Raw genomic sequence first — 18,999 nt, forward strand, 5'->3', positions numbered from 1 at the left:
GTCGAGGTGCGTTCGGCGTCAGGGGAAGGGGGTCACGCGACGCTGCGCAGGGCGTCCGCGGGGCGCATCCGCGAGGCGCGCCGGCCGCCCATCGCGCCGGCCACGAGACCGCCCGCGACGGCCAGTCCCGCGGCGAGCGCGACGGTGGTCACCGAGACCGGCGCGGAGAGCGCGATCTCCATGGTGTTCGCGGCCGCCTGCCGGCCGGGCCCGCCGCCGCCGGGGCCGCCGGCCGGACCGCCCCCGCCGCCGGAGCCGAGCTGGGCGGTCAGCGTGGGGCTGATCGCCGTCACCGCGTACGCCGCGCCGAGGCCGAGGGCGATCCCGAGCGCGCCGCCGAGCAGACCGTTCACGACGGACTCGCCGACGACCTGGCGGGTGACCCTGCGGGACGGCCAGCCGAGCGCCTTGAGGGTGCCGAACTCGCGCACCCGGCGGGACACGGCCGAGGAGGTCAGCAGCGCCGCCACCAGGAACGCGGCGACGAGGACGGCGACGGACAGCCACTTGCCGACGCCGGCCGCGAGGTTCGAGGCGGTCGACAGGGAGCCGGAGACGGTGGAGGCGAGGTCGGCGGAGGTGGTGACGGTGGTGCCCGGGATGTTCTTCTGGATGGCCGCCTTGACGGTGTCGATCCGCTGGGAGTCGGTCGCCTTGACGTAGATCGTGGTGACCTCGTCCTTCGCGTCGCCCAGCGACTGCGCCTGCTTCAGCGGCAGGTAGACGTCGGTCGTCGACTCTCCGCTGTCCGGCGTGGCGATGCCGATGACCTCGTACGCGGTGCCGGAGATCGTGAGCGTTCCGCCGACCTTCTTCTTGTTCTCCTTGGCGTACGACGCGGCGAGTACGGCGACCTTGGCGTCGGTCCGGGACGCGCTGAAGGTCCGGCCCGTGGTGATCTTCGAGGTGGCGAGCGGGCCGAGGCCCTGGTGCGCGACGTCCACGCCCGCGACGGAGTACGAGTTCACGTCGAAGGACGCGCCGCCGCCCTGCACCTGCGGCCGGCCCGACCCGCCGCCCTGGCCGCCGCCGGGACCGCCCTGCTGCCCGCCCGAGGAGCCCGGGGCGGAGGACTTCGCCGTACCCCGGGTGAACGAGCCGTCGACCTTGGTGACGTTCAGGGTGAGCGCCCCCACGGCGCTCGACACGCCCTTCTGCGCGGCGACCCGGGTGACGAGCGAGGACTTCAGGGACTGCCCGCCCTGTGTCATCACCCGGTCCGAGCTCTGTTTCGTGCTGCTGTCGGACTTGGCGTCGAAATCGAACTTCGGCCGCCCCGAGGAGCTGTCCGTCGCGGCCGGCCGGGCCTTGGTGACGGTCATGTCGGTGCCGAGTCCGTACAGCGACTTCAGGACCGTGCCCTGGGCCTGCCGCATACCGGCCGACACCGAGTCGACGGTAATGACCAGGGCGATTCCGAGGGCCAGACCCAGGGCGATCACCAGGGCCGCCTTCTTGCGCCGGCTCAGCTCGCGCTTGAGATAGATGCCAAACATCCCGTTTCCCCAAAGGTTCTCGGCGCCCGCCGTGGGCGCGGCCACAAGCTGTGGAGGAACCTTTGCGACGGGCTGGGCAGGAGGTGCGGGTGAGCTGAGCATGCCGGTTCCGGGAGCGGATGCGGGTAGAACAGCCGATTCCCAGGCTCCGGAGGGGTCCTTGCCAGGAACCGCCTGTGGGATGGGGTGCCGGTGGTGCGCGCGGCCCCGGCACGGGGTGCCGACCGCCGCGCGGCGCCACCGGTGCGCACGCTGTGCGTTTCTTGTGCGACCCCGCCGTACACCGGCGCGGAGCGGCTTTGTACGGTCCCGAGATGCGCGATTCCTCTCCGCTCCCCCCGCGTGCCGCGGTGCTGTCCCGCCGCGCCGCGCTCGGCCTCGCCGCGGCCGTCCCGCTGGCCGCCGCGTCCCGGGCGGCGGCCGCCACCGCCTCCGCCACCCCGTCCGGCGCGCCGCCGACCGCCACGATCGGCGGTGAACTGCTGGGCCGCGGCGGGGTCCAGGTGCTCGGTGCCTCGGGCCTGCCCAAGCGGCTCACCGCCCGCTCCTGGCTGGTCGCGGACCACGACAGCGGGGAGGTGCTCGCCTCGTTCGACGCGCACCGGCCGCTGGCGCCCGCCTCGACGCTGAAGATGCTGTTCGCGGACACCGTGCTGAAGAAGTTCGAACGCACCGAGCGGCACCGGGTGACCGACGCCGACCTCGCCGGGATTCCCGCCGGTTCCAGCCTCGTCGGTGTCAAACCCGGAATCACCTACACCGTCGAGCAGTTGTGGCTCGGCGTCTTCCTGCGTTCCGGGAACGACGCGGTGCACGTGCTCAGCCACATGAACGGCGGTGTGCCCGAGACGGTCGCGCAGATGCAGGCGAAGGCCGAGGACCTGCAGGCGCTGGACACCCATGTGGTCAGCCCCGACGGGTTCGACCACAAGGGCCAGGTGTCCTCCGCGTACGACCTGACGCTCTTCGCCCGGCACGGCCTCGCCGACGCCGACTTCCGCGCCTACTGCTCGACGCGGACCGCGGACTTCCCGGCGGGCGGCAAGAAGACCTTCCAGATACAGAACACCGACCGCCTGCTGACCGGCGCGTGGGGCGTACCGACGTACGACGGACTCATCGGCGTCAAGAACGGCTACACCAGCCACGCGGGCAACACCTTCACCGGCGCCGCGACCCGGGGCGGGCGGACCCTGCTGGTCACGGTCATGCACCCGAAGAGCGGGGGCAGCGGCGTGTACGAGGAGACGGCGGCGCTGCTCGACTGGGGGTTCCGGCAGGGCGCGAACGCCCGTCCGGTGGGCATGCTGGTCGCCCCGCTCAGCGAGGGCGGCGGCAAGGCGAAGCCGACCGGGAAGGCGGCCCGGCCCGCCGCCGGCGCACCCGCGCGGGCGGAGCGGGGCGGGTCCTCGTGGGGACTCGCGGGCGGGGCCGGCGGAGCGGCCGTGGTGCTCGCGGGCGCGGCCGTCGTGTGGCGCAGGCGGCGGCGCGCGGCGGGGACGGGCGAGGGGCCGGCGCCGGCCCCGGACGCGGGCGCCTCCGACGGTCGGCTTCCGGACACGGGCGCCACGGGCGCGGGGGAGCCGGGTCCGGGGGACTCCGGTGCGCGGCACGGGCGTTGACGTACGGGTGATGTGCTGACGGTGCGCCGACGGCGGCGGTCGTCGCGCGTCCGGCGGCGGCCCTCCCACCTGCGGAGGGCCGCCCGCCACGCGTGCGGAGGCAGCCGTCCCGCGGCCCACCCCGCGGTCCCGCGCGGGGTCGCCCCCCAGCCGGGCCGTGGAGACGGCTGCCACCTCCCCCCTCGGTGCGGACCGTGGTCGTACCGAAGTCCTCCACTCCGAGTGTGAAGCTCTCGTGGAGGCCTGATGAGCATAAGCCCGCGACCGGGTCTTATAGTGCGGAGGTTCAGCTTCCGTTTGTGCAAGTTGAGGTGGCGACGAAGGGCGGGAAATCGCCCTCCGGGACACCCCTCAGCCGCGCCCCACGTAGGGCATCGACGTGGCCATCACCGTCGCGAACTGCACGTTCGCCTCCAGCGGCAGCTCCGCCATGTGCCGCACCGTGCGGGCCACGTCCGCCGCGTCCATCACGGGCTCGACCGCCAGTTCCCCGTTGGCCTGCGGCGTTCCCGTGCGCATGCCGGAGGTCATGTCCGTCGCCGCGTTGCCGATGTCGATCTGACCGCAGGCGATCCGGTACGGACGCCCGTCCAGGGACAGCGACTTGGTCAGGCCCGTCACCGCGTGCTTGGTCGCCGTGTACGCGATGGACCGCGGCCGCGGCGCGTGCGCCGAGATCGAGCCGTTGTTGATGATCCGCCCGCCCTGCGGGTCCTGCTCCTTCATCTGCCGGAACGCGGCCTGGGCACAGAGGAACGCGCCGTTGAGATTGGTGTCCACGACGTGCCGCCAGGCCTCGTAGGGCAGTTCCTCGACCGGGACGCCGCCCGGGCCGAACGTCCCGGCGTTGTTGAAGAGCAGGTCGAGCCGTCCGAAGCGTTCGCGCACGGCGGCGAAGAGGGCGGCCACCTCCTCGGGGCGGGCGACGTCCGCCCGTACGACGAGGGTGGGCGCCCCGGGTGCCAGGGCCGCCGTCTCCTCCAGGGGCCCGGTCCGGCGTCCGGCCAGGCCCACCGACCAGCCGGTGCGCAGCAGTTCGACGGCCACCGCGCGGCCGATGCCGGAGCCCGCCCCGGTCACCACCGCGATCTTCGTCTGCTTGGCATTCATGGGGCCGCAGCGTAGCGACGGCCCGGCCGGGACGCGGGGCGCGTCATCTCGCCGTGTCCCCACGTCCCCATGTACCTGTCTACCTGTGTGCCTATGTCCTCAAGTCGGTCAGGCGGTCAGTCGGTCAGGCGGTCTCGCCGGGGTAGCGGACGCCGATCTGTTCGCGTACCGCGTCGAGCGTCCGCATCACCGCGAGGCTGCCGTCGAGGGGGACGAGCGGGGACTCCTTCTCACCGGCCCGCAGCGCGCGCATCACCTCGGCGGCCTCGTGCTTGAGGCTGTTGCGCGGGCCGTGCGCCGGGTCGGCCGGGAACTCCTCCGCGTCGCGCCCGTCGCGGTGCAGCACGAACCGCTCCGGGAAGAAGAAGCCGCCGGGGATCTCGATGCGGCCCCGCGAGCCGGTGACGGAGGCCATGACGGGGGTGCTGCCGTTGATGGAGCAGTGCACCGAAGCGAGAGCACCGCTCTCCCAGGTGAGCACCGCTCCCGTCTGGAGATCGACGCCCTCGTCCGAGAGCACCGCTCTCGCCGTGATGCCGGAGGGCTCTCCGAGCAGCAGCTGCGCGAACGACACCGGGTAGACACCGAGGTCGAGGAGGGCACCGCCGCCCTGGGCGGGGTCGCGCAGCCGGTGCGAGGGCGGGAACGGTCCGTTGATCCCGAAGTCCGCCTGCACGGTGCGGAGCTCACCGATCACCCCGTCGTCCACGAGCCCCTTGAGCCTGCGGATCAGCGGGTTGCAGTACATCCACATGGCCTCCATCAGGAAGCGGTCGTGCCGGCGGGCGAGCCCGACCAGCTCCCGCGCCTCCCGCACGTTCAGCGTCAGCGCCTTCTCGCACAGCACATGACGCCCGGCCTCCAGGCACATACCGGCCGCCTGCCGGTGCGCCGAGTGCGGAGTGGCCACGTACACGACGTCGACGTCCTCGTCGGCGGCGAGCGAGGCCCAGTCCCCGTACGCCCGGGGGATGCCGAACCGTTCGGCGAACGCCTTCGCCGAGGCGTCGGTCCGTGACGCCACGGCCACCACCTCGGCGTCCGGCATGTCCACCAGATCCGCCGTGAACGCCGCGGCGATCCCGCCGGTCGCCAGAATCCCCCACCGCACCCGCTCGTGCTCGCCCGTCATTCCCGGCCCTTCGCTCTGTCACCCTGGTGCTCCGTGACCCCGAACACTCCGTTCGAACTGAGAGCATAGGTGGCGGATCACTCGGAGAGGGAGGGGCACATGCCCGAGCGCGGGCGCAACACGGGGGACCAGGAAGGCCCGCGGGGGCACATACCGAACACCGCCGTCGCCGACACCACGGCCGCGGTCACGGACACCTTGACCGTCGTCCCCGACACCTCGGCCGTCGACGCCGACACCTCGGCGGCCGTCGCCGGCCCGGCGCCCGCGGTCGTGCCTCCCAGGACGGCCCCGGGGGCGGGGCAGCCGGGCCCGCGGGCCGCCGGTTCCGGGGACACCGCGCCGCGCGACCCGGGAGCGCTCCGCCGTACCGGCCTCCTCGTCACCCTGATCCTCGGCGGGCTCACCGCGACACCCCCGCTGTCCATGGACATGTACCTCCCGTCGCTGCCGGAGGTCACCCGCTCCCTGCACGCGCCGGCCGCGACCGTCCAGCTCACGCTGACCGCGTGCCTCGCGGGAATGGCGTTCGGCCAGCTCGTCGTCGGACCGATGAGCGACAGATGGGGGCGGCGCAGGCCCCTGCTCGCCGGACTGCTCGTCTACGTCCTCGCCACCGCCCTGTGCGCCGTCGCGCCCGACGTCGAACTCCTCGTCGCCTTCCGGCTGGCGCAGGGGCTCGCGGGAGCGGCGGGCATCGTGATCGCCCGGGCCGTCGTCCGCGACCTGTACGACGGCATGGCGATGGCCCGCTTCTTCTCCACCCTCATGCTGATCTCCGGCGTCGCCCCGGTCGTCGCACCCCTCATCGGCGGTCAGATCCTGCGCGCCACCGACTGGCGGGGCGTCTTCGTGCTCCTCACCGCCGTGGGCATCGGGCTCACCGCGCTCGTCTGGACGAGACTCCCCGAGACCCTCGCGCCCGGCGACCGGCACGCCGGCGGCGTCGGCGAGGCCCTCGGCTCGATGCGCGCCCTGCTCGCCGACCGGGTCTTCACCGGCTACATGCTGGCGGGCGGCTTCGCGTTCGCCGCGCTCTTCGCGTACATCGCGGCCTCCCCGTTCGTGATCCAGGACATCTACGGCGCGTCCCCGCAGACCTTCAGCCTGCTCTTCGGCGTGAACTCGGTCGGCCTGGTGGCCGTCGGCCAGATCAACGGCAAGCTCCTGGTCGGCCGGGTCGGCCTCGACAAGGTCCTCGCGGTGGGCCTCGGGCTCGTCGCCCTCGGCGCGACCGCGCTGCTCCTGATGTCCTCCGGCGTCTTCGGCGAGGTCGGACTCGTGCCGGTGGCCGCCGCCCTGTTCGTCCTGATGTCCGCGATGGGCCTCGCGCTGCCCAACACCCAGGCGCTCGCCCTGATGCGCGTACGGCACGCGGCGGGTTCCGCCTCCGCGCTGCTGGGCACCTCCTCCTTCCTCATCGGCGCGGTCGCCTCACCGCTGGTCGGCATCGCCGGGGAGCACACCGCCGTCCCGATGGCCGTCGTCCAACTGGCGGCGGTTCTGGTCGCCGTCGTCTGCTTCATGGCACTGTGCCGTCCCTGGCGGACGCGCCACACCCCGGACGGAAAGGCGGCGGACAGCTGAGCGCACCGAAACTGCGCGTCGACACACCGGAGCGGGCCGGGCTCGACCCGGCCGAACTGCGCCACCTCGTACGCGACGTCCGAGCCCTCACCCGCGGGCCCGAACCCTGGGCGGCCGGCGTGGTCGTGGTCGCCGGGCGCGGCCCGGTCATCGCCGTCGAGGAGGCGGCGGGCTGGGCGGTGCGCTACGCGTCGTACGACGAGAAGACCGGCACGCGGGTCGAGCTGCCGTCCGAGCAGCGCGTTCCGATGAGCGTACGGACCCCCTTCGACCTGGCCTCCCTCACCAAACTGTTCACCGCGGTCGCCGCGGTGCAGCAGCTGGAGCGCGGCACGCTCGGCATCGACGCGCGGGTGGGGGCGTACCTGCCGGAGTTCCAGGCCGCCCGCGCCCACGACGTCACCGTCCGGCAGCTGCTCACGCACACCTCCGGGCTGCGGCCCGAACTCCCGCTGTACGACTGCCCGGACGGCGCCGCGCGGCTCGCGCTGCTGCAGGCGGAGGAGCCCTCGTCCGAGCCGGGGGCGTACCTCTACTCGGACCTCAACCTGCTCCTCCTCCAGCACGTCCTGGAACGCATCACCGGCCGTACCCTCGACGTCCTCGTCCGGGACGGGATCACCCGGCCGCTGGGGATGACGGCCACCGGTTTCGGGCCGTGCCCGGACGCGGCGGCGACCGAGGACCAGCGGCGGCCGTGGGCCAAGGCGGACCGGGGGATGCTGCGGGGGGTGGTGCACGACGAGAACGCGTGGGCGCTCGGCGGGGTGGCGGGGCACGCGGGCCTGTTCTCCACCGGCCGCGACCTCGCGGTCTTCTGCCGTGCGCTGCTCGCGGGCGGCTCCTACGGGCCCGCACGCATCCTCGGCCCCGACTTCGTCGAGCTGATGCTCACCGCGCCGGGCCTCGGCTTCGCGGTCGCCCAGCCCTGGTTCATGGGGGAGCTGGCGGAGCGCGGGGCGGCGGGCCACACGGGTTTCACGGGGACGTCGCTGGTGCTCGACCCGGGGACGGAGACGTTTCTCGTGCTGCTGGCGAACACCGTGCATCCGCGGCGGGGGGCCGTACGGAACGCTCCGCGGGTGGGGGCGGGGACGCGGGTCGCCCGTGCGGTACGGGGCGCTTGACGCGGCTGTCCCGTCTCTGGGGGCTGCCGCCCGCAGGCCCCCGCGTCGGCCTGGACGGCCTCGTTCTCAAGCGCCGGACGGGCTGCTGGTGCCGGCCGGCGCTGAAAGGGTGGTGGCCGACGTGGCCTTTCCGGCGTGGGCGCGCATCTTCAGCCCGTCCGGCGTTTGAGGACGAGCCCTTCGGGCGATGCGGGGGTCCAGGGGGCGCAGCGCCCCTGGTGGGGGTCGGGGGGCGGAGCCCCCAGGTACGGGACGGGGCCGCGGGGCGAGAGAACCGGCGGCCCGCTCCACCCCCGTAGAATCACCGCGTGACCCCCGCCTCCGACACCCTGCGCACCGCCCTCGCGGACCTGCTCGACGGGCTGCCGCCGAAGGCCGCCGCCCAGGCCGTCGACCGGCTGATCGCGAACTACCGGGGGACCACCCCCACCCACGCCCCGATCCTCCGCGACCGTTCGGACGTGGTGGCGTACGCCGCCTACCGGATGCCGGCGACGTTCGAGGCGGTGCGCGCCGCGCTGGAGGCGTTCGCGGACGCGGTCCCGGGGTGGAGCCCCGCGAGCCACCTGGACGTCGGCGGTGGCACGGGCGCCGCGACCTGGGCGGTGAACGCGACCTGGCCGGGCGAGCGTCCCGTGACCGTGTTCGACTGGGCCGAGCCGGCCCTCGCGCTGGGCCGCGAGATCGCCGCCACGAACCCGGAACTGACGCCGGCGGAGTGGACCCGGGCCCGCATCGGAGCGGCGCTCACTTTCGAGAGCACTGATCTCGTGACGGTCTCCTACGTTCTCGGCGAGCTCACCGCGGCCGACCGTGCCTCCGTCGTGACGGCCGTGGCCGCCGCCGCGCGGGCCGTCGTGATCATCGAACCGGGCACGCCCGACGGATACGCCCGGGTGATCGAGGCCCGCGACCGCCTGATCGACGCCGGGTTCCGTGTCGCCGCGCCCTGTCCGCACAGCGCGGCCTGCCCCATCGTGCCCGGCGAGGACTGGTGCCACTTCTCCGCCAGGGTCAGCCGTTCCTCCCTCCACCGGCAGGTCAAGGGCGGGTCCCTGGCGTACGAGGACGAGAAGTTCAGCTACGTCGCCGCCACCCGTCTCCCCGCGGACCCGGCCGCCTCCCGCGTGGTGCGCAAGCCGCAGATCCGCAAGGGGCAGGTACTGCTGGACCTCTGCGGCCCGGACGAGTCCCTGCACCGCGAGACGGTGACCAAGCGCCACGGGCCGCTCTACCGCGCGGCCCGGGACGCGGACTGGGGCGACGCCTGGCCGCCGCCCGCCGACGAGGACTGACCGCACCGCTCGCCCGGGTCGGCGGGGTCGGCTGTGCCGGGGCGGCCACGGTCCCGGGCCCGGGCCGCGCCTTCCTTCGTGCACGCGCCCGCACTCGTCCCCCCGGCTCCCCGTCCCCGCCTCACGGCCTCACCGCAGTTCCTGCGTGCAGCACTTCACGCTGCCGCCGCCCTTGAGGAGTTCGCTCAGGTCGATGCCGACGGGCTCGAACCCCCGGTCGCGGAGCGGCCCGAAGAGCCCGGCCGCGGCCTGCGGCAGCAGCACGTGCAGGCCGTCCGAGACCCCGTTCAGGCCGAACGCGGCGGCGTCCTCGTCGCCGGCGGTCAGCGCGTCGGGGAACAGCCGGCGCAGCACCTCGCGGCTGCCGGGGGAGAACGCGGGCGGGTAGTACATGATCTCGTCCGTCGTGTCGTCGAGGACGGTGAGGGCCGTGTCCAGGTGGTAGTGGCGGGGGTCGACCAGATCGAGCCCGAGCACCGGGCGGCCGAAGAACTCCTGGGCCTCGCCGTGCGACAGGGGGCTCGCCCGGAAGCCGCGCCCGGCGAGCAGGTAGGAGGCGGTGACCGCGAAGTCGCCCTCGCCCTCGTTGACGTGCACCGGCTCACGGACGTGCCGGAAGCCGTGGGCGCGGAACCACTCCAGGTGCACGGGAGCCTCCGCCGCCCGTTCCCGGTGCGCGAACCGCGCGCCGAGGACCCGGCCGTCCACGACCGTCGCCCCGTTCGCCGCGAACACCATGTCCGGCAGCCCGGGACGCGGGACGAGTTCCTCGACCGTGTGCCCCAGCGAGCGGTAGCGGTCGCGCAGGTCCTCCCACTGGGCGACGGCGAGCGCCACGTCGACCGGTTTGGAGGGGTCCATCCAGGGGTTGATGGCGTAGGTGACGCCGAAGTGCTCGGGCGGGCACATCAGATAGCGCCGGGGTGTGGCGCTGCGCAGAGGGTGCAAGGAGGTCTCCTCACGGGCCGCGGGGCAGATGATGCCCATGGTGCGCCGGGAGTCGCCGTCCGGCTCTTCGGCGAACGGGTGGTCCGCACGGGGCCGCCCCGGCTCTGGCTCCCTCGGCCGCCCCGACGGCCACCCGGCACCGGCTCCCACGGCCGCTCGGCCCCCGCTCCGACGGTCACCCGGGCCCCGCTCCCACAGCCACCCGCGCACGCCCTCCCGGCGCGTTCCCGAGCCACGCGTACCTGAGGCCGCCCACGCACCCACGTCCTGACCGCCCCCCCGCACGCCCACCAGCACTCCTCCGGCGCGCCCCCCGTCAGCCCGAACGGCGGCGAGACGCGCCGTCTTGGGCACCTGTTAGGTTCGCCCCATGGCCCCGACGTCCCCCCGGCCCGCCCAGCCCGCCGGCCGCTCCGCCCCCGACTCCTCCCGCCGCAGCGAGAGGTCCCGCCGGGCGATCTTCGACGCGGCCCTCGCCCTCGTCGGCGAGGTCGGCTACCCCCGGACCACGATCGAGGGCGTCGCCGCCCGCGCCGGTGTCGGCAAGCAGACGATCTACCGGTGGTGGCCCTCGAAGGCCGCCGTGCTCCTCGACGCCTTCATGGACCTCGCGGAGCGGGCCGCGCGGGAGGCGGGCCAGGAGTCGTACGAGATCCCGGACACCGGTGACCTGGCCGCCGACCTCAAGCAGGTCCTGCGCGCCACCGTCGACGAGCTGCTGAACCCCGCGTTCGAGGTCCCCTCGCGGGCCCTGGCGGCCGAGGGCCTGGTGAACGAGGAGCTCGGCGCCGAGTTCGTCACCAAGCTCCTCGAACCCCAGCTCCAGCTGTACGTGAAGCGGCTCAGGTCCGCCCAGGACGAGGGCGTGCTGCGGGCCGGCCTCGACCCCCGGATCGCCCTGGAGCTCTTCGTCTCCCCGCTCGCCCAGCGCTGGCTCCAGCGCACCGGCCCGATCTCGTACGCGTACACGGACACCCTGGTCGAGTACGCCCTGTACGGGCTCACGCCTCGCGGATGAACCGGGGCATAGCGTCGCTTCCCGTGTGATATCGAATCGCGCATCCGGTGTCCCGCGCACCCCGGATGCGAGGTCTGTCCACCCGGGGCGCAGGATGGTGGGACCATGGGGCTTGTCGGATGCCGGTCGCGAAGGCGTCCGCCGGGTACGACCGCATCGGCACGACCGCTGTCGGCACCACTGCTAGGCGAGGAGATTGATGAGCGCAGAGTTCGGCCGCCGCTCCGGCGCGCAGGGCAGGATCTCCCAGTGGCTGCGTGGTCGCCGTCCCAAGGAGATCGCCGACGACGGCGGGCGTGAGGGCCTGCTGCTCGCCGCTGCCGCCGCCGGGCTGCCGCTCGCGCAGGCCGCTTACCCCTCCGGCTACCGATGTTCCTGCGACCGTGTCGGCTGTCCCACGCCCGCGCGCCATCCCGTGTCCTTCGCCTGGCAGACCCAGTCCACGACCGACCGCGCGCAGGTCGAACGCTGGGTGCGGCATCAGCCGGAGGCCAACTTCATCACCGCCACCGGCATGGTGCACGACGTGCTCGACGTGCCGGTCGACGCGGGCCGCGAGGCCCTGGAGCGGCTGCTCGCCTCCGGTGTCGAGGTCGGTCCCGTCGCGGAGAGCGGCGACGGACGCATGTTCTTCTTCACCCTCACCCGCGGCACGCCCGAGGACGAGGACGAGTGGTGGCCCTGTGAGCTGGACTCGCACCCCGAGACGACGGACGAACACCCCGGTCTGCGCTGGCACTGCCGCGGTTCCTACGTCCTCGTCCCGCCGGCCCGGCTCCCCGGTGATCTGACCGTCGACTGGCTGCGCGGCCCCGAGCATCCGCTGCCCGACCCGCTGAGCCTGCTCGAAGCGCTGACGGACGCCTGCGCCCGCTACGCGGGGGAGAACGAGTCGGACCAGCTGGCCGCCTGGCCGCACCGCGGCTAGACACCGCGGCTGGACAGCGGGACTGGACACCGCGGCTGGACACCGGGCCCACGGCCACCCCGGCCCGTGACCGGCCACCGCCTGCGGCCGCCCCGTCCCCGCCGCACCCACCGGACCCGTCCCGGCGGGTGCTGCGGGACGGGCCGTCAGCCGCCCTTCGCCGCCGTCAGCCCCTCGACCCGGCCCAGCACCGTCACCCGCTGGTCCTGGGCGCCCTTCGCCGGGTCCAGGGCCGCCTGGTTCGAGACGAACCCCAGCGTGAGGGACTGCCGGGCGTCACCGGTCGTCAGGGCCTTGACGTCGGCGCTCTGCGCGGGAAGTTCGGTGCCCTGCGCGGCGGTCTGCTTCTCGTAGCGCTGCGTGGTGAAGAAGACCAGCGCCCCGCCGTCCGCGGTGCGCAGCCCGACCGGGGCGTAGTCGCCCGAGGTCAGCGGCTCGTCGATGTACTGCCGGGCGAGACCGGGCCTGCTCGCGTTCCTGTCGCGCAGGGCCCGCCACTGCGAGGTGTGGACGCCCGGCGCGAACGTCTCGCCGCCGCTCCTCAGGTACGTCGCGTAGGCCTGGCTCAGCTGCCCCGGACCTACGGCGAGAGCCGCGTCGTCCGCGGTGACCGGCTGTGCCCAACCGTCCTTGTCCTGACGGAACTTCGGCACGTCGGTACCCGCCAGCACGGTGAGGTAGGAGGCCCGCCACACGTCGTTCGCGGCGCCGCGGGTGAAGACGAGCAGCCAACGGCTGCCGGCCTGGCCCTTGTTGGCCGCGGTGTCCGCGACGAACCAGCGCGGCCAGCCCGCCTTCGCGGGGATGGCGAACCTCGCGTCGTTCAGCTCCAGCGGCGAATACCCCGGATTGCCGCCGGGGTTGTTCCGCCGGCCGGCCTTCAGCTTCGCGCCGTCGATCGCCCCGAGCGCGCCCGTGACGCGGTCCTCGTCCAGCGAAGGATCGTTGGCCTGGTCGGCCTTGTTGTACGCGGTGGTGAAGTCGGCGAGGGCGCGGGCGGCCTCGCCGCGCGTGGCCGTCGGGACGACCTCACGCTCCCCGTGCACCACCACGCAGCCGCTCGCCGTCACGGACAGGACGGCCACCGCGCCCGTCACCAGGGCGAGACGGTGGCGGCCACCAGGTCCGGGACGGCGAAGTGCCGCCCGTGCGAGGCTAAGAAGTCTTCGAGGGCTGTGACCCGTGCGATCCCTGCTCATCAGGTACCTTCACCTTCCCCTTCCCGGAGGCGAACCCTACCGGGGCGAGGAAGATCGCGAGTGTCGGGACCAAGTAGAGCGCCCACACCGTGATCTGAACGACGGTCGGATCGGGCTGGAAGTTGAAGACGCCCTTGAGGAGCGTGCCGTACCAGCTGTCCGGCGGGATCGTGCCACTGATGTCGAAGGCCAGGTTCCGCAGCCCGGGGATCCAGTCGGCCTCCTGCAGGTCGTGCACGCCGTACGCGATCACGCCCGCGGCGACCACGACCAGCATGCCGCCGGTCCAGGTGAAGAACTTGGCGAGGTTGATCCGCAGGGCACCCCTGTAGAACAGCCAGCCGAGCACCACCGCGGTCGCGAGGCCCAGTGCGACACCGATCAGCGGGCGCGGCGTGCCGTCGCTCGCCGCGTGCACCGACGCCCACACGAACAGCGCTGTCTCCAGGCCTTCCCGGCCCACGGCCAGGAACGCGGTCGCCACCAGCGCGCCGGTCCCCATCGCCAGCGCGGCGTCCAGCTTGCCGTGCAGTTCGGACCTCAGGTGCCGGGCGGTGCGCCGCATCCAGAAGACCATCCAGGTCACCAGGCCGACCGCGATGATCGACAGCGAACCGCCGAGCGCCTCCTGCGCCTCGAACGTCATCTCCTGGGAGCCGAATTCGAGCGCGCAGCCGAAGCCGAGCGCCAGCAGGATCGCCACGGCGATGCCGGCCCAGATGGGCCGCAGGGCGTCCCTGCGGCCCGTCTTCACCAGGTAGGCGATGAGGATGCAGACGACGAGGCTGGCCTCCAGCCCCTCGCGCAGGCCGATCAGATAGTTGCCGAACACGGGTTACGCCTCCTTGGAGAACAGCGTGCGCCCCCACCAGTCGTCCTTGTCCCGGACGCCGGGCGGGACGGCGAAGACCGCCGAACTCACGTGCTGGATGTACTCGTTGAGCGCGTCGGAGCGCGAGAGGCTGCGTTGCACGGGGATGAACCCCTTGCGCACGTCGCGCTGGTACGCGAGGAAGAACAGCCCCGCCTCCAGCCGGCCCAGACCGTCGGTGCCGTCCGTGAAGGAGTAGCCGCGGCGCAGCAGGGTGATGCCGTCGTTGGAGTCCGGATGCGCGAGCCGCACGTGCGCGTCCGGCTTCATCGCCTTCAGGAACGGCTCGTCGCGCTCCTTGGCCTTGCCGGCCGGCGCGCCCTCGCCCTTGTCCCGGCCGAACACGTCCTCCTGCTCCTGCAGCGAAGTGCGGTCCCAGGTCTCGATGTTCATCCGGATGCGGCGCGCCACGAGGTACGAGCCGCCGGCCATCCAGGCCGGACCGTCGTCCTCGGACGCCCACACGAACTTCTTCAGCCGGTCCGGCTCGGTGCCCGCGATGTTGCGGGTGCCGTCCTTGAACCCCATCAGGTTGCGGGGGGTCTGGGCGTCCGGTGTCGTCGACGAGGTCTTGCCGAAGCCGAGCTGCGACCAGCGGATGGCGACCTTGCCGAACCCGATCCGGGCCAGGTTGCGGATCGCGTGGACCGCGACCTGCGGGTCGTCCGCGCACGCCTGGATGCACAGGTCGCCGTCGCTGCGCGCCGCCTCCAGGTTGTCGCCCGGGAACTTCGGCAGGTCGACGAGTGCCTGCGGGCGTTCCTCGGCCAGGCCGAACTTCCCGAAGAGCGAGGGGCCGAAGCCGATGGTCAGGGTGAGTCGCGACGGCTTGAGGCCCAGCGCCTCACCGGTGTCGTCCGGCGGCGCCTCGGCGAGCCCGCCGTAGGCGCCCTCGCCGACGGTGTGGCCGCCCGTCATGCGGCGGGCGGCCGCCGTCCACTCCTTGAGCATCTGGACGAACTCGGCACGGTCGTCGGTCTTCACGTCGAACGCGGCGAAGTGCAGCCGGTCCTGGACCGGCGTGGCGATGCCCGCCTGGTGGGTGCCGTGGAAGGCGACCGCGCCGCCGGTGTCGGCGCCCGCCGGGTCCACGTCGTTGCCGATCCGGGTCATCGCCACCGCGCCGCCGGCCGCGGCGGCGCCGAGCGCGAGCCCGGCACCGCCCCAGCCGATCAGTGAACGCCGCGACGGCGTGGGCCCGTCGGTGGTCTCCGTACTGTCCGTCGTCACGATCGCCCCGCCTACTTGACCACGGCCGCGGCGAGCTTGGAGAGGGGCTCGGCGAGCGCGTTCACCGCGTCCGAGAGCTCCTTGCGCTGGTCCTTGGTGACCTTGTCGTAGGACACGAAGCCGTTCTGCGCCTTGTCCTTCGGGTCGTCCGAGCGGTACTTGTCGAGCACCGTGTTCAGCGCGGTGAACTGCTTGTCCAGCTCGGTGGTCAGCGCCTTGTCGTTCTGCTCGGCGACCGGCTTGAGCAGCTCGTAGGACTTCTGCGCGCCGTCGACGTTGGCCTTGAAGTCACTGAGGTCGGTGTGGGAGTAGCGGTCCTCCTCGCCGGTGACCTTGCCGGTGGCGACCTCGTCGAGCAGCTCCTTGGCACCGTTGGCCATGGAGGTCGGGGTGATGACGGCCTTGCCGACGCGCTTCTGCCAGTCCTTCAGGTCGGTGACCAGCTGGCCGGCGAGGGTCTTCTGCTCGGCGCCGATCTTCTTGTCCTGCCAGAGGGACTTCTCCAGCGCGTGCCAGCCGGTCCACTTCTGGCCCTTCTCCAGGCCGTCGGCGCGGGTGTCGGTCTTCGGGTCGATGTCGCCGAAGGACTCGGCGATCGGCTCGGTGCTCTCCCAGCCCACACGCGAGGGGGCGAAGGCGTTCTTGGCGGCCTCCAGGTCACCGGCCTTGACGGCGGCGGCGAACGTCTCCACCTTCGGGAGCGTCGCGTCCGCCTGCTCCTGCGCGTACTCGCGGTAGGCGGCGACGGCCTTGTCCAGACGCGGGTCGCGCTTGGCGACGCTGCCTCCGGTGACCGCGAGCTTCTGGCGGACGCCGAGCCCCTTCATGCCGGGGCGGCAGGCGATCTCGTACGAACCGGCCTTGACCTCGGCGGTCAGCGTGTACTTGGTGCCCGGGCCGATGTTCTCCTTCTCGGAGACGATGCGGTCGTCCGGGAAGAGGATCTCGACCTCGGTGGCCTGCGAGCCCTTGTTCTCGATCTTCAGAGTGACCTGGCCGGCCGGGACCGACTTCGCCGACGTGGTGCACTTCGAGTCGGCGGCGGTCACCTGGATCGCGTCGCCGTCACCGGCGTCGCTCTTCTCGGTGCAGCCCGTTACGGCGGCCAGAGCGGCCGCGGTCGCGGCGGCGGTGACAACTGAGAGTCGGACGGCTCGCATTCAGGCTCCAGGAGAACGATGGACGGCACGGAAGGGACCGCGCTCGTATGGTGAGGCTGGCCTAACTTACCTGAGGCATACCTCAGTGCTACCCGGCCGTCCAGTGATTCAGCTCTCACGGTCGGCACACAGACACGGCTTGATCACGGCGGCTCAAAGCAGACGCCACAGGGGGGCCAAGGGACGGTCAAGGGTCGCGGCGGGGGGCCACCAGGACGGCCGGTCCGCGGGTGCGCGAGCTCGATGGGGCTTCGGTGAGTTGGACCGGTCCGTTCTTCGGGGCGAGGAGGTCCTTGGCGGTGAAGGTGACGAGGGGGACCCGCTTGACGGTGCAGGCCGTGCCGTTGGCGCCGGCGTAGAGCGTGCCCCGGCCGTCCTCGACGGTGACGCGCCGCCCGGCGAGCCGGAGGTCGAGTCCGTGGTCCCCGGTGAAGCGGACGGCTCCGGCGAAGGCGGCGTGCAGCGAGCGGTCCTTCTTGCCGTGGGTTCCCCCGCCGGCCGGGACCGGGCGGGCACCGTCATGGACCCCGTGACCCTCTCCGTGGCGGTCACCGACGACGCCCGGCTGCCCGCCCTGCCCGACCTGGGCAGCTCCGACCCGCCCACGCCCGAGAGCGAGAAGCGGAGCACCGCCGCGCCGGCGACGAGGACCGACCGGCCCGCCCGGTCCGGCCCCCGGGCGGCCGTCGTCCGTATGAGGTTCAATGCCCGCGTGACTGATTACGACGTGCTGCGGGTGTTCTGCGGACCCGACGGCGGCTACGGCAACGAACTCGGTGTCGTACGCGAGGGCTCGGTGCTGCCGGACCCCGACGACCGTCAGGCCCTCGCGGCCAAACTCGGTTTCAGCGAGACCGTCTTCGTCGACGACCCCGAGCGCGGTGTCGTCGACATCTACACCCCGACCCTGCGGCTGCCCTTCGCCGGGCATCCGTGCGTCGGGACGGGATGGCTGCTGGACGTGCCCGAACTGGTCACACCCGCCGGAGTGGTGGGGGTCCGCCTCGACGGCGAGTTCAGCTGGATCGAGGCGCGGCCCGAGTGGGCGCCTCCCCGCACCCTGCGCCAGTACGGGTCGGCGGCCGAGGTGGACGCCCTCCGTGTCCCGCCGCCCGGCGAGTGGGTCTACGCCTGGGCCTGGGAGGACGAGTCCGCGGGACGGGTGCGCGCCCGTGCCTTCCCCGGCCGGGACGACGGCATCACGGAGGACGAGGCGACCGGGGCGGCGGCGCTGCTGCTGACGGCCCGGCTCGGCCGCGCGCTCAACATCGTCCAGGGCCGGGGCTCCCAGATCCTGACGGCGCCCCAGCCGGAGGGATGGGTGGAGGTCGGCGGCCGGGTGTTCCTGGAACGCTGACCCTCCCCGCCCGGCGGACGCAGCCGGCCCGTACGGCGCGGGCGTCAGGCGCTCAGCCGGAACTCCTCGTCCAGCGCACCGAACACCGCCGTGTTCAGCGCGAACGCCCGCTTGCACTCGGCGATGATCCGCTGCCGCTCCAGGTCGTCCGCGGGGACCGCGTCCAGGAGTTCGCGGTAACCGCGCTTGAACGCGGCCGGGTTGGCGATCTCCTCGAAGACGTAGAAGCGCACCCCGTCACCCTTCCGGGCGAAGCCCCAGGTGCGCTCGGCCCGGTCGCGGATGATCTGGCCGCCGGAGAGGTCGCCGAGGTACCGGGTGTAGTGGTGGGCGACGTAGCCTCCCGGCCACGTGCGGGCGCACTCCGCGACTCGCGTCGCGTAGGCCTCGGTGGCCGGCAACGCGGTGAGCGTCGCGCGCCAGCCGGCACCCCGCAGATGGGTCAGGTCCCGCTCCAGGGCGGCGCGGCGCAGCAGTCCCGGCTGGATGAACGGCCCGGCGACCGGATCGGCGGCCAGTGTCCCGGCGTCCGCCTCCAGGGCCTCGTACACGAACCACAGCTGCTCGGTGTAGCGCGCGTACGCGTCGACGCCGAGCCTGCCGCCGAGCAGGTCACTCATGAAGGTCGAGGTCTCCGCCTCCGTGTGCTGCTCGTGCGAGGCGGTGCGGATGAGCGTCGAGAAAAGGTCCATGGGATCTCCGGGGCCGGGGGAACGGGAGCCTCTCGGATTTTGTATGGTTAGGCTTACCTAAGTCAACGGGTTGTCGACTCCCTGTCGGTAAACGTTCCGACACGCCGTCGGTAAAACCGTACCCCGGATTCCGGGGGAGGCCACCGGGGGCCCTGGGGCCCGTGCGCACACGGAAGCCCGCCCCGTCCGGCGGACGGGGCGGGCTTCGGCGGGGTGCGAGGGGGAGG

General features: G+C 73.1%; 17 protein-coding genes. 7 read left to right on the forward strand and 10 right to left on the reverse strand.

Annotated elements, in window-relative coordinates; genetic code table 11:
• Nucleotides 1-32 precede the first annotated feature (32 nt).
• The gene (locus OG776_RS28935) at nt 33-1,496 is read right to left on the reverse strand and encodes an ABC transporter permease (RefSeq protein WP_148013719.1); all 1,464 of its coding nucleotides are present in this window, start codon (nt 1,494-1,496) and stop codon (nt 33-35) included.
• 314 nt (nt 1,497-1,810) lie between these two features.
• Between OG776_RS28935 and OG776_RS28940 the strand changes: the two genes are divergently transcribed.
• Nucleotides 1,811-3,118, forward strand: a complete 1,308-nt coding sequence (locus OG776_RS28940; RefSeq protein WP_148013718.1) for a D-alanyl-D-alanine carboxypeptidase family protein — start codon at nt 1,811-1,813, stop codon at nt 3,116-3,118.
• A gap of 351 nt (nt 3,119-3,469) precedes the next feature.
• Here OG776_RS28940 and OG776_RS28945 read toward each other — a convergent pair whose 3' ends face one another.
• A complete protein-coding gene (locus OG776_RS28945) occupies nt 3,470-4,228 on the reverse strand; it encodes an SDR family oxidoreductase (RefSeq protein WP_329322765.1) in 759 nt (252 codons plus the stop codon).
• A 124-nt stretch (nt 4,229-4,352) separates the two neighbouring features.
• A complete protein-coding gene (locus tag OG776_RS28950; RefSeq protein ID WP_148013716.1) occupies nt 4,353-5,360 on the reverse strand; it encodes a Gfo/Idh/MocA family protein in 1,008 nt (335 codons plus the stop codon).
• Between the two features lie 99 nt (nt 5,361-5,459).
• Here OG776_RS28950 and OG776_RS28955 point away from each other — a divergent pair, with 99 nt between their 5' ends.
• The 3 genes from OG776_RS28955 (at nt 5,460) to OG776_RS28965 (ending at nt 9,369) form a co-directional block, all read left to right on the forward strand.
• Nucleotides 5,460-6,947: a multidrug effflux MFS transporter gene (locus OG776_RS28955; RefSeq protein ID WP_261994972.1), complete on the forward strand. Its 1,488-nt coding sequence runs from the start codon at nt 5,460-5,462 to the stop codon at nt 6,945-6,947.
• Entirely contained in the window at nt 6,893-8,074 is a 1,182-nt protein-coding gene (locus tag OG776_RS28960; protein ID WP_329322766.1) for a serine hydrolase domain-containing protein, read from the forward strand. The genes OG776_RS28955 and OG776_RS28960 overlap by 55 nt, the downstream gene beginning before the upstream one ends.
• A gap of 308 nt (nt 8,075-8,382) precedes the next feature.
• Entirely contained in the window at nt 8,383-9,369 is a 987-nt protein-coding gene (locus tag OG776_RS28965) for a small ribosomal subunit Rsm22 family protein (RefSeq protein WP_148014882.1), read from the forward strand.
• 129 nt (nt 9,370-9,498) lie between these two features.
• On the opposite strand, the gene ddaH is transcribed toward OG776_RS28965, so the two are convergent.
• Nucleotides 9,499-10,356 carry a dimethylargininase gene (gene ddaH, locus OG776_RS28970; protein ID WP_410093610.1) on the reverse strand — a complete coding sequence of 286 codons (858 nt, stop codon included), beginning with the start codon at nt 10,354-10,356 and terminating at the stop codon, nt 9,499-9,501.
• A gap of 331 nt (nt 10,357-10,687) precedes the next feature.
• On the opposite strand from ddaH, the gene OG776_RS28975 reads away from it, so the two are divergent.
• Both OG776_RS28975 and OG776_RS28980 read left to right on the forward strand, forming a co-directional pair.
• Nucleotides 10,688-11,335: a TetR/AcrR family transcriptional regulator gene (locus OG776_RS28975; protein WP_329322767.1), complete on the forward strand. Its 648-nt coding sequence runs from the start codon at nt 10,688-10,690 to the stop codon at nt 11,333-11,335.
• A gap of 199 nt (nt 11,336-11,534) precedes the next feature.
• Nucleotides 11,535-12,263 (forward strand): bifunctional DNA primase/polymerase, encoded by a 729-nt coding sequence (locus OG776_RS28980; protein WP_148013715.1) that lies wholly within the window; start codon nt 11,535-11,537, stop codon nt 12,261-12,263.
• Nucleotides 12,264-12,409: 146 nt separating this feature from the next.
• Here OG776_RS28980 and OG776_RS28985 read toward each other — a convergent pair whose 3' ends face one another.
• From OG776_RS28985 to OG776_RS29005, 5 genes are all read right to left on the reverse strand, one after another.
• Nucleotides 12,410-13,462 (reverse strand): hypothetical protein, encoded by a 1,053-nt coding sequence (locus OG776_RS28985; RefSeq protein WP_148013714.1) that lies wholly within the window; start codon nt 13,460-13,462, stop codon nt 12,410-12,412.
• Complete coding sequence (efeU, locus tag OG776_RS28990; RefSeq protein ID WP_148013713.1) at nt 13,419-14,294, reverse strand: iron uptake transporter permease EfeU; 876 nt, start codon at nt 14,292-14,294, stop codon at nt 13,419-13,421. Before efeU ends, OG776_RS28985 begins: the two co-directional genes overlap by 44 nt.
• Before the next feature lie 3 nt (nt 14,295-14,297).
• Nucleotides 14,298-15,563, reverse strand: a complete 1,266-nt coding sequence (efeB, locus tag OG776_RS28995) for an iron uptake transporter deferrochelatase/peroxidase subunit (RefSeq protein WP_148013712.1) — start codon at nt 15,561-15,563, stop codon at nt 14,298-14,300.
• 11 nt (nt 15,564-15,574) lie between these two features.
• On the reverse strand, nt 15,575-16,723 hold the full coding sequence (gene efeO / locus OG776_RS29000) for an iron uptake system protein EfeO (protein ID WP_148013711.1): 1,149 nt from the start codon (nt 16,721-16,723) through the stop codon (nt 15,575-15,577).
• Nucleotides 16,724-16,910: 187 nt separating this feature from the next.
• Nucleotides 16,911-17,546: an HtaA domain-containing protein gene (locus OG776_RS29005; protein WP_329323779.1), complete on the reverse strand. Its 636-nt coding sequence runs from the start codon at nt 17,544-17,546 to the stop codon at nt 16,911-16,913.
• On the opposite strand from OG776_RS29005, the gene OG776_RS29010 reads away from it, so the two are divergent.
• Nucleotides 17,436-18,080: a PhzF family phenazine biosynthesis protein gene (locus OG776_RS29010; RefSeq protein WP_148014117.1), complete on the forward strand. Its 645-nt coding sequence runs from the start codon at nt 17,436-17,438 to the stop codon at nt 18,078-18,080. The two genes, OG776_RS29005 and OG776_RS29010, sit on opposite strands and share 111 nt — an antisense overlap.
• Before the next feature lie 44 nt (nt 18,081-18,124).
• Here the strand turns inward: OG776_RS29010 and OG776_RS29015 are convergent, their stop codons facing one another.
• Nucleotides 18,125-18,772, reverse strand: coding sequence for a biliverdin-producing heme oxygenase (locus tag OG776_RS29015; protein WP_329322768.1), 648 nt, complete (start codon nt 18,770-18,772; stop codon nt 18,125-18,127).
• Nucleotides 18,773-18,999: the final 227 nt, after the last annotated feature.

Origin of the sequence: Streptomyces sp. NBC_01689, assembly GCF_036250675.1 — a bacterium.
GTDB lineage: Bacteria > Actinomycetota > Actinomycetes > Streptomycetales > Streptomycetaceae > Streptomyces.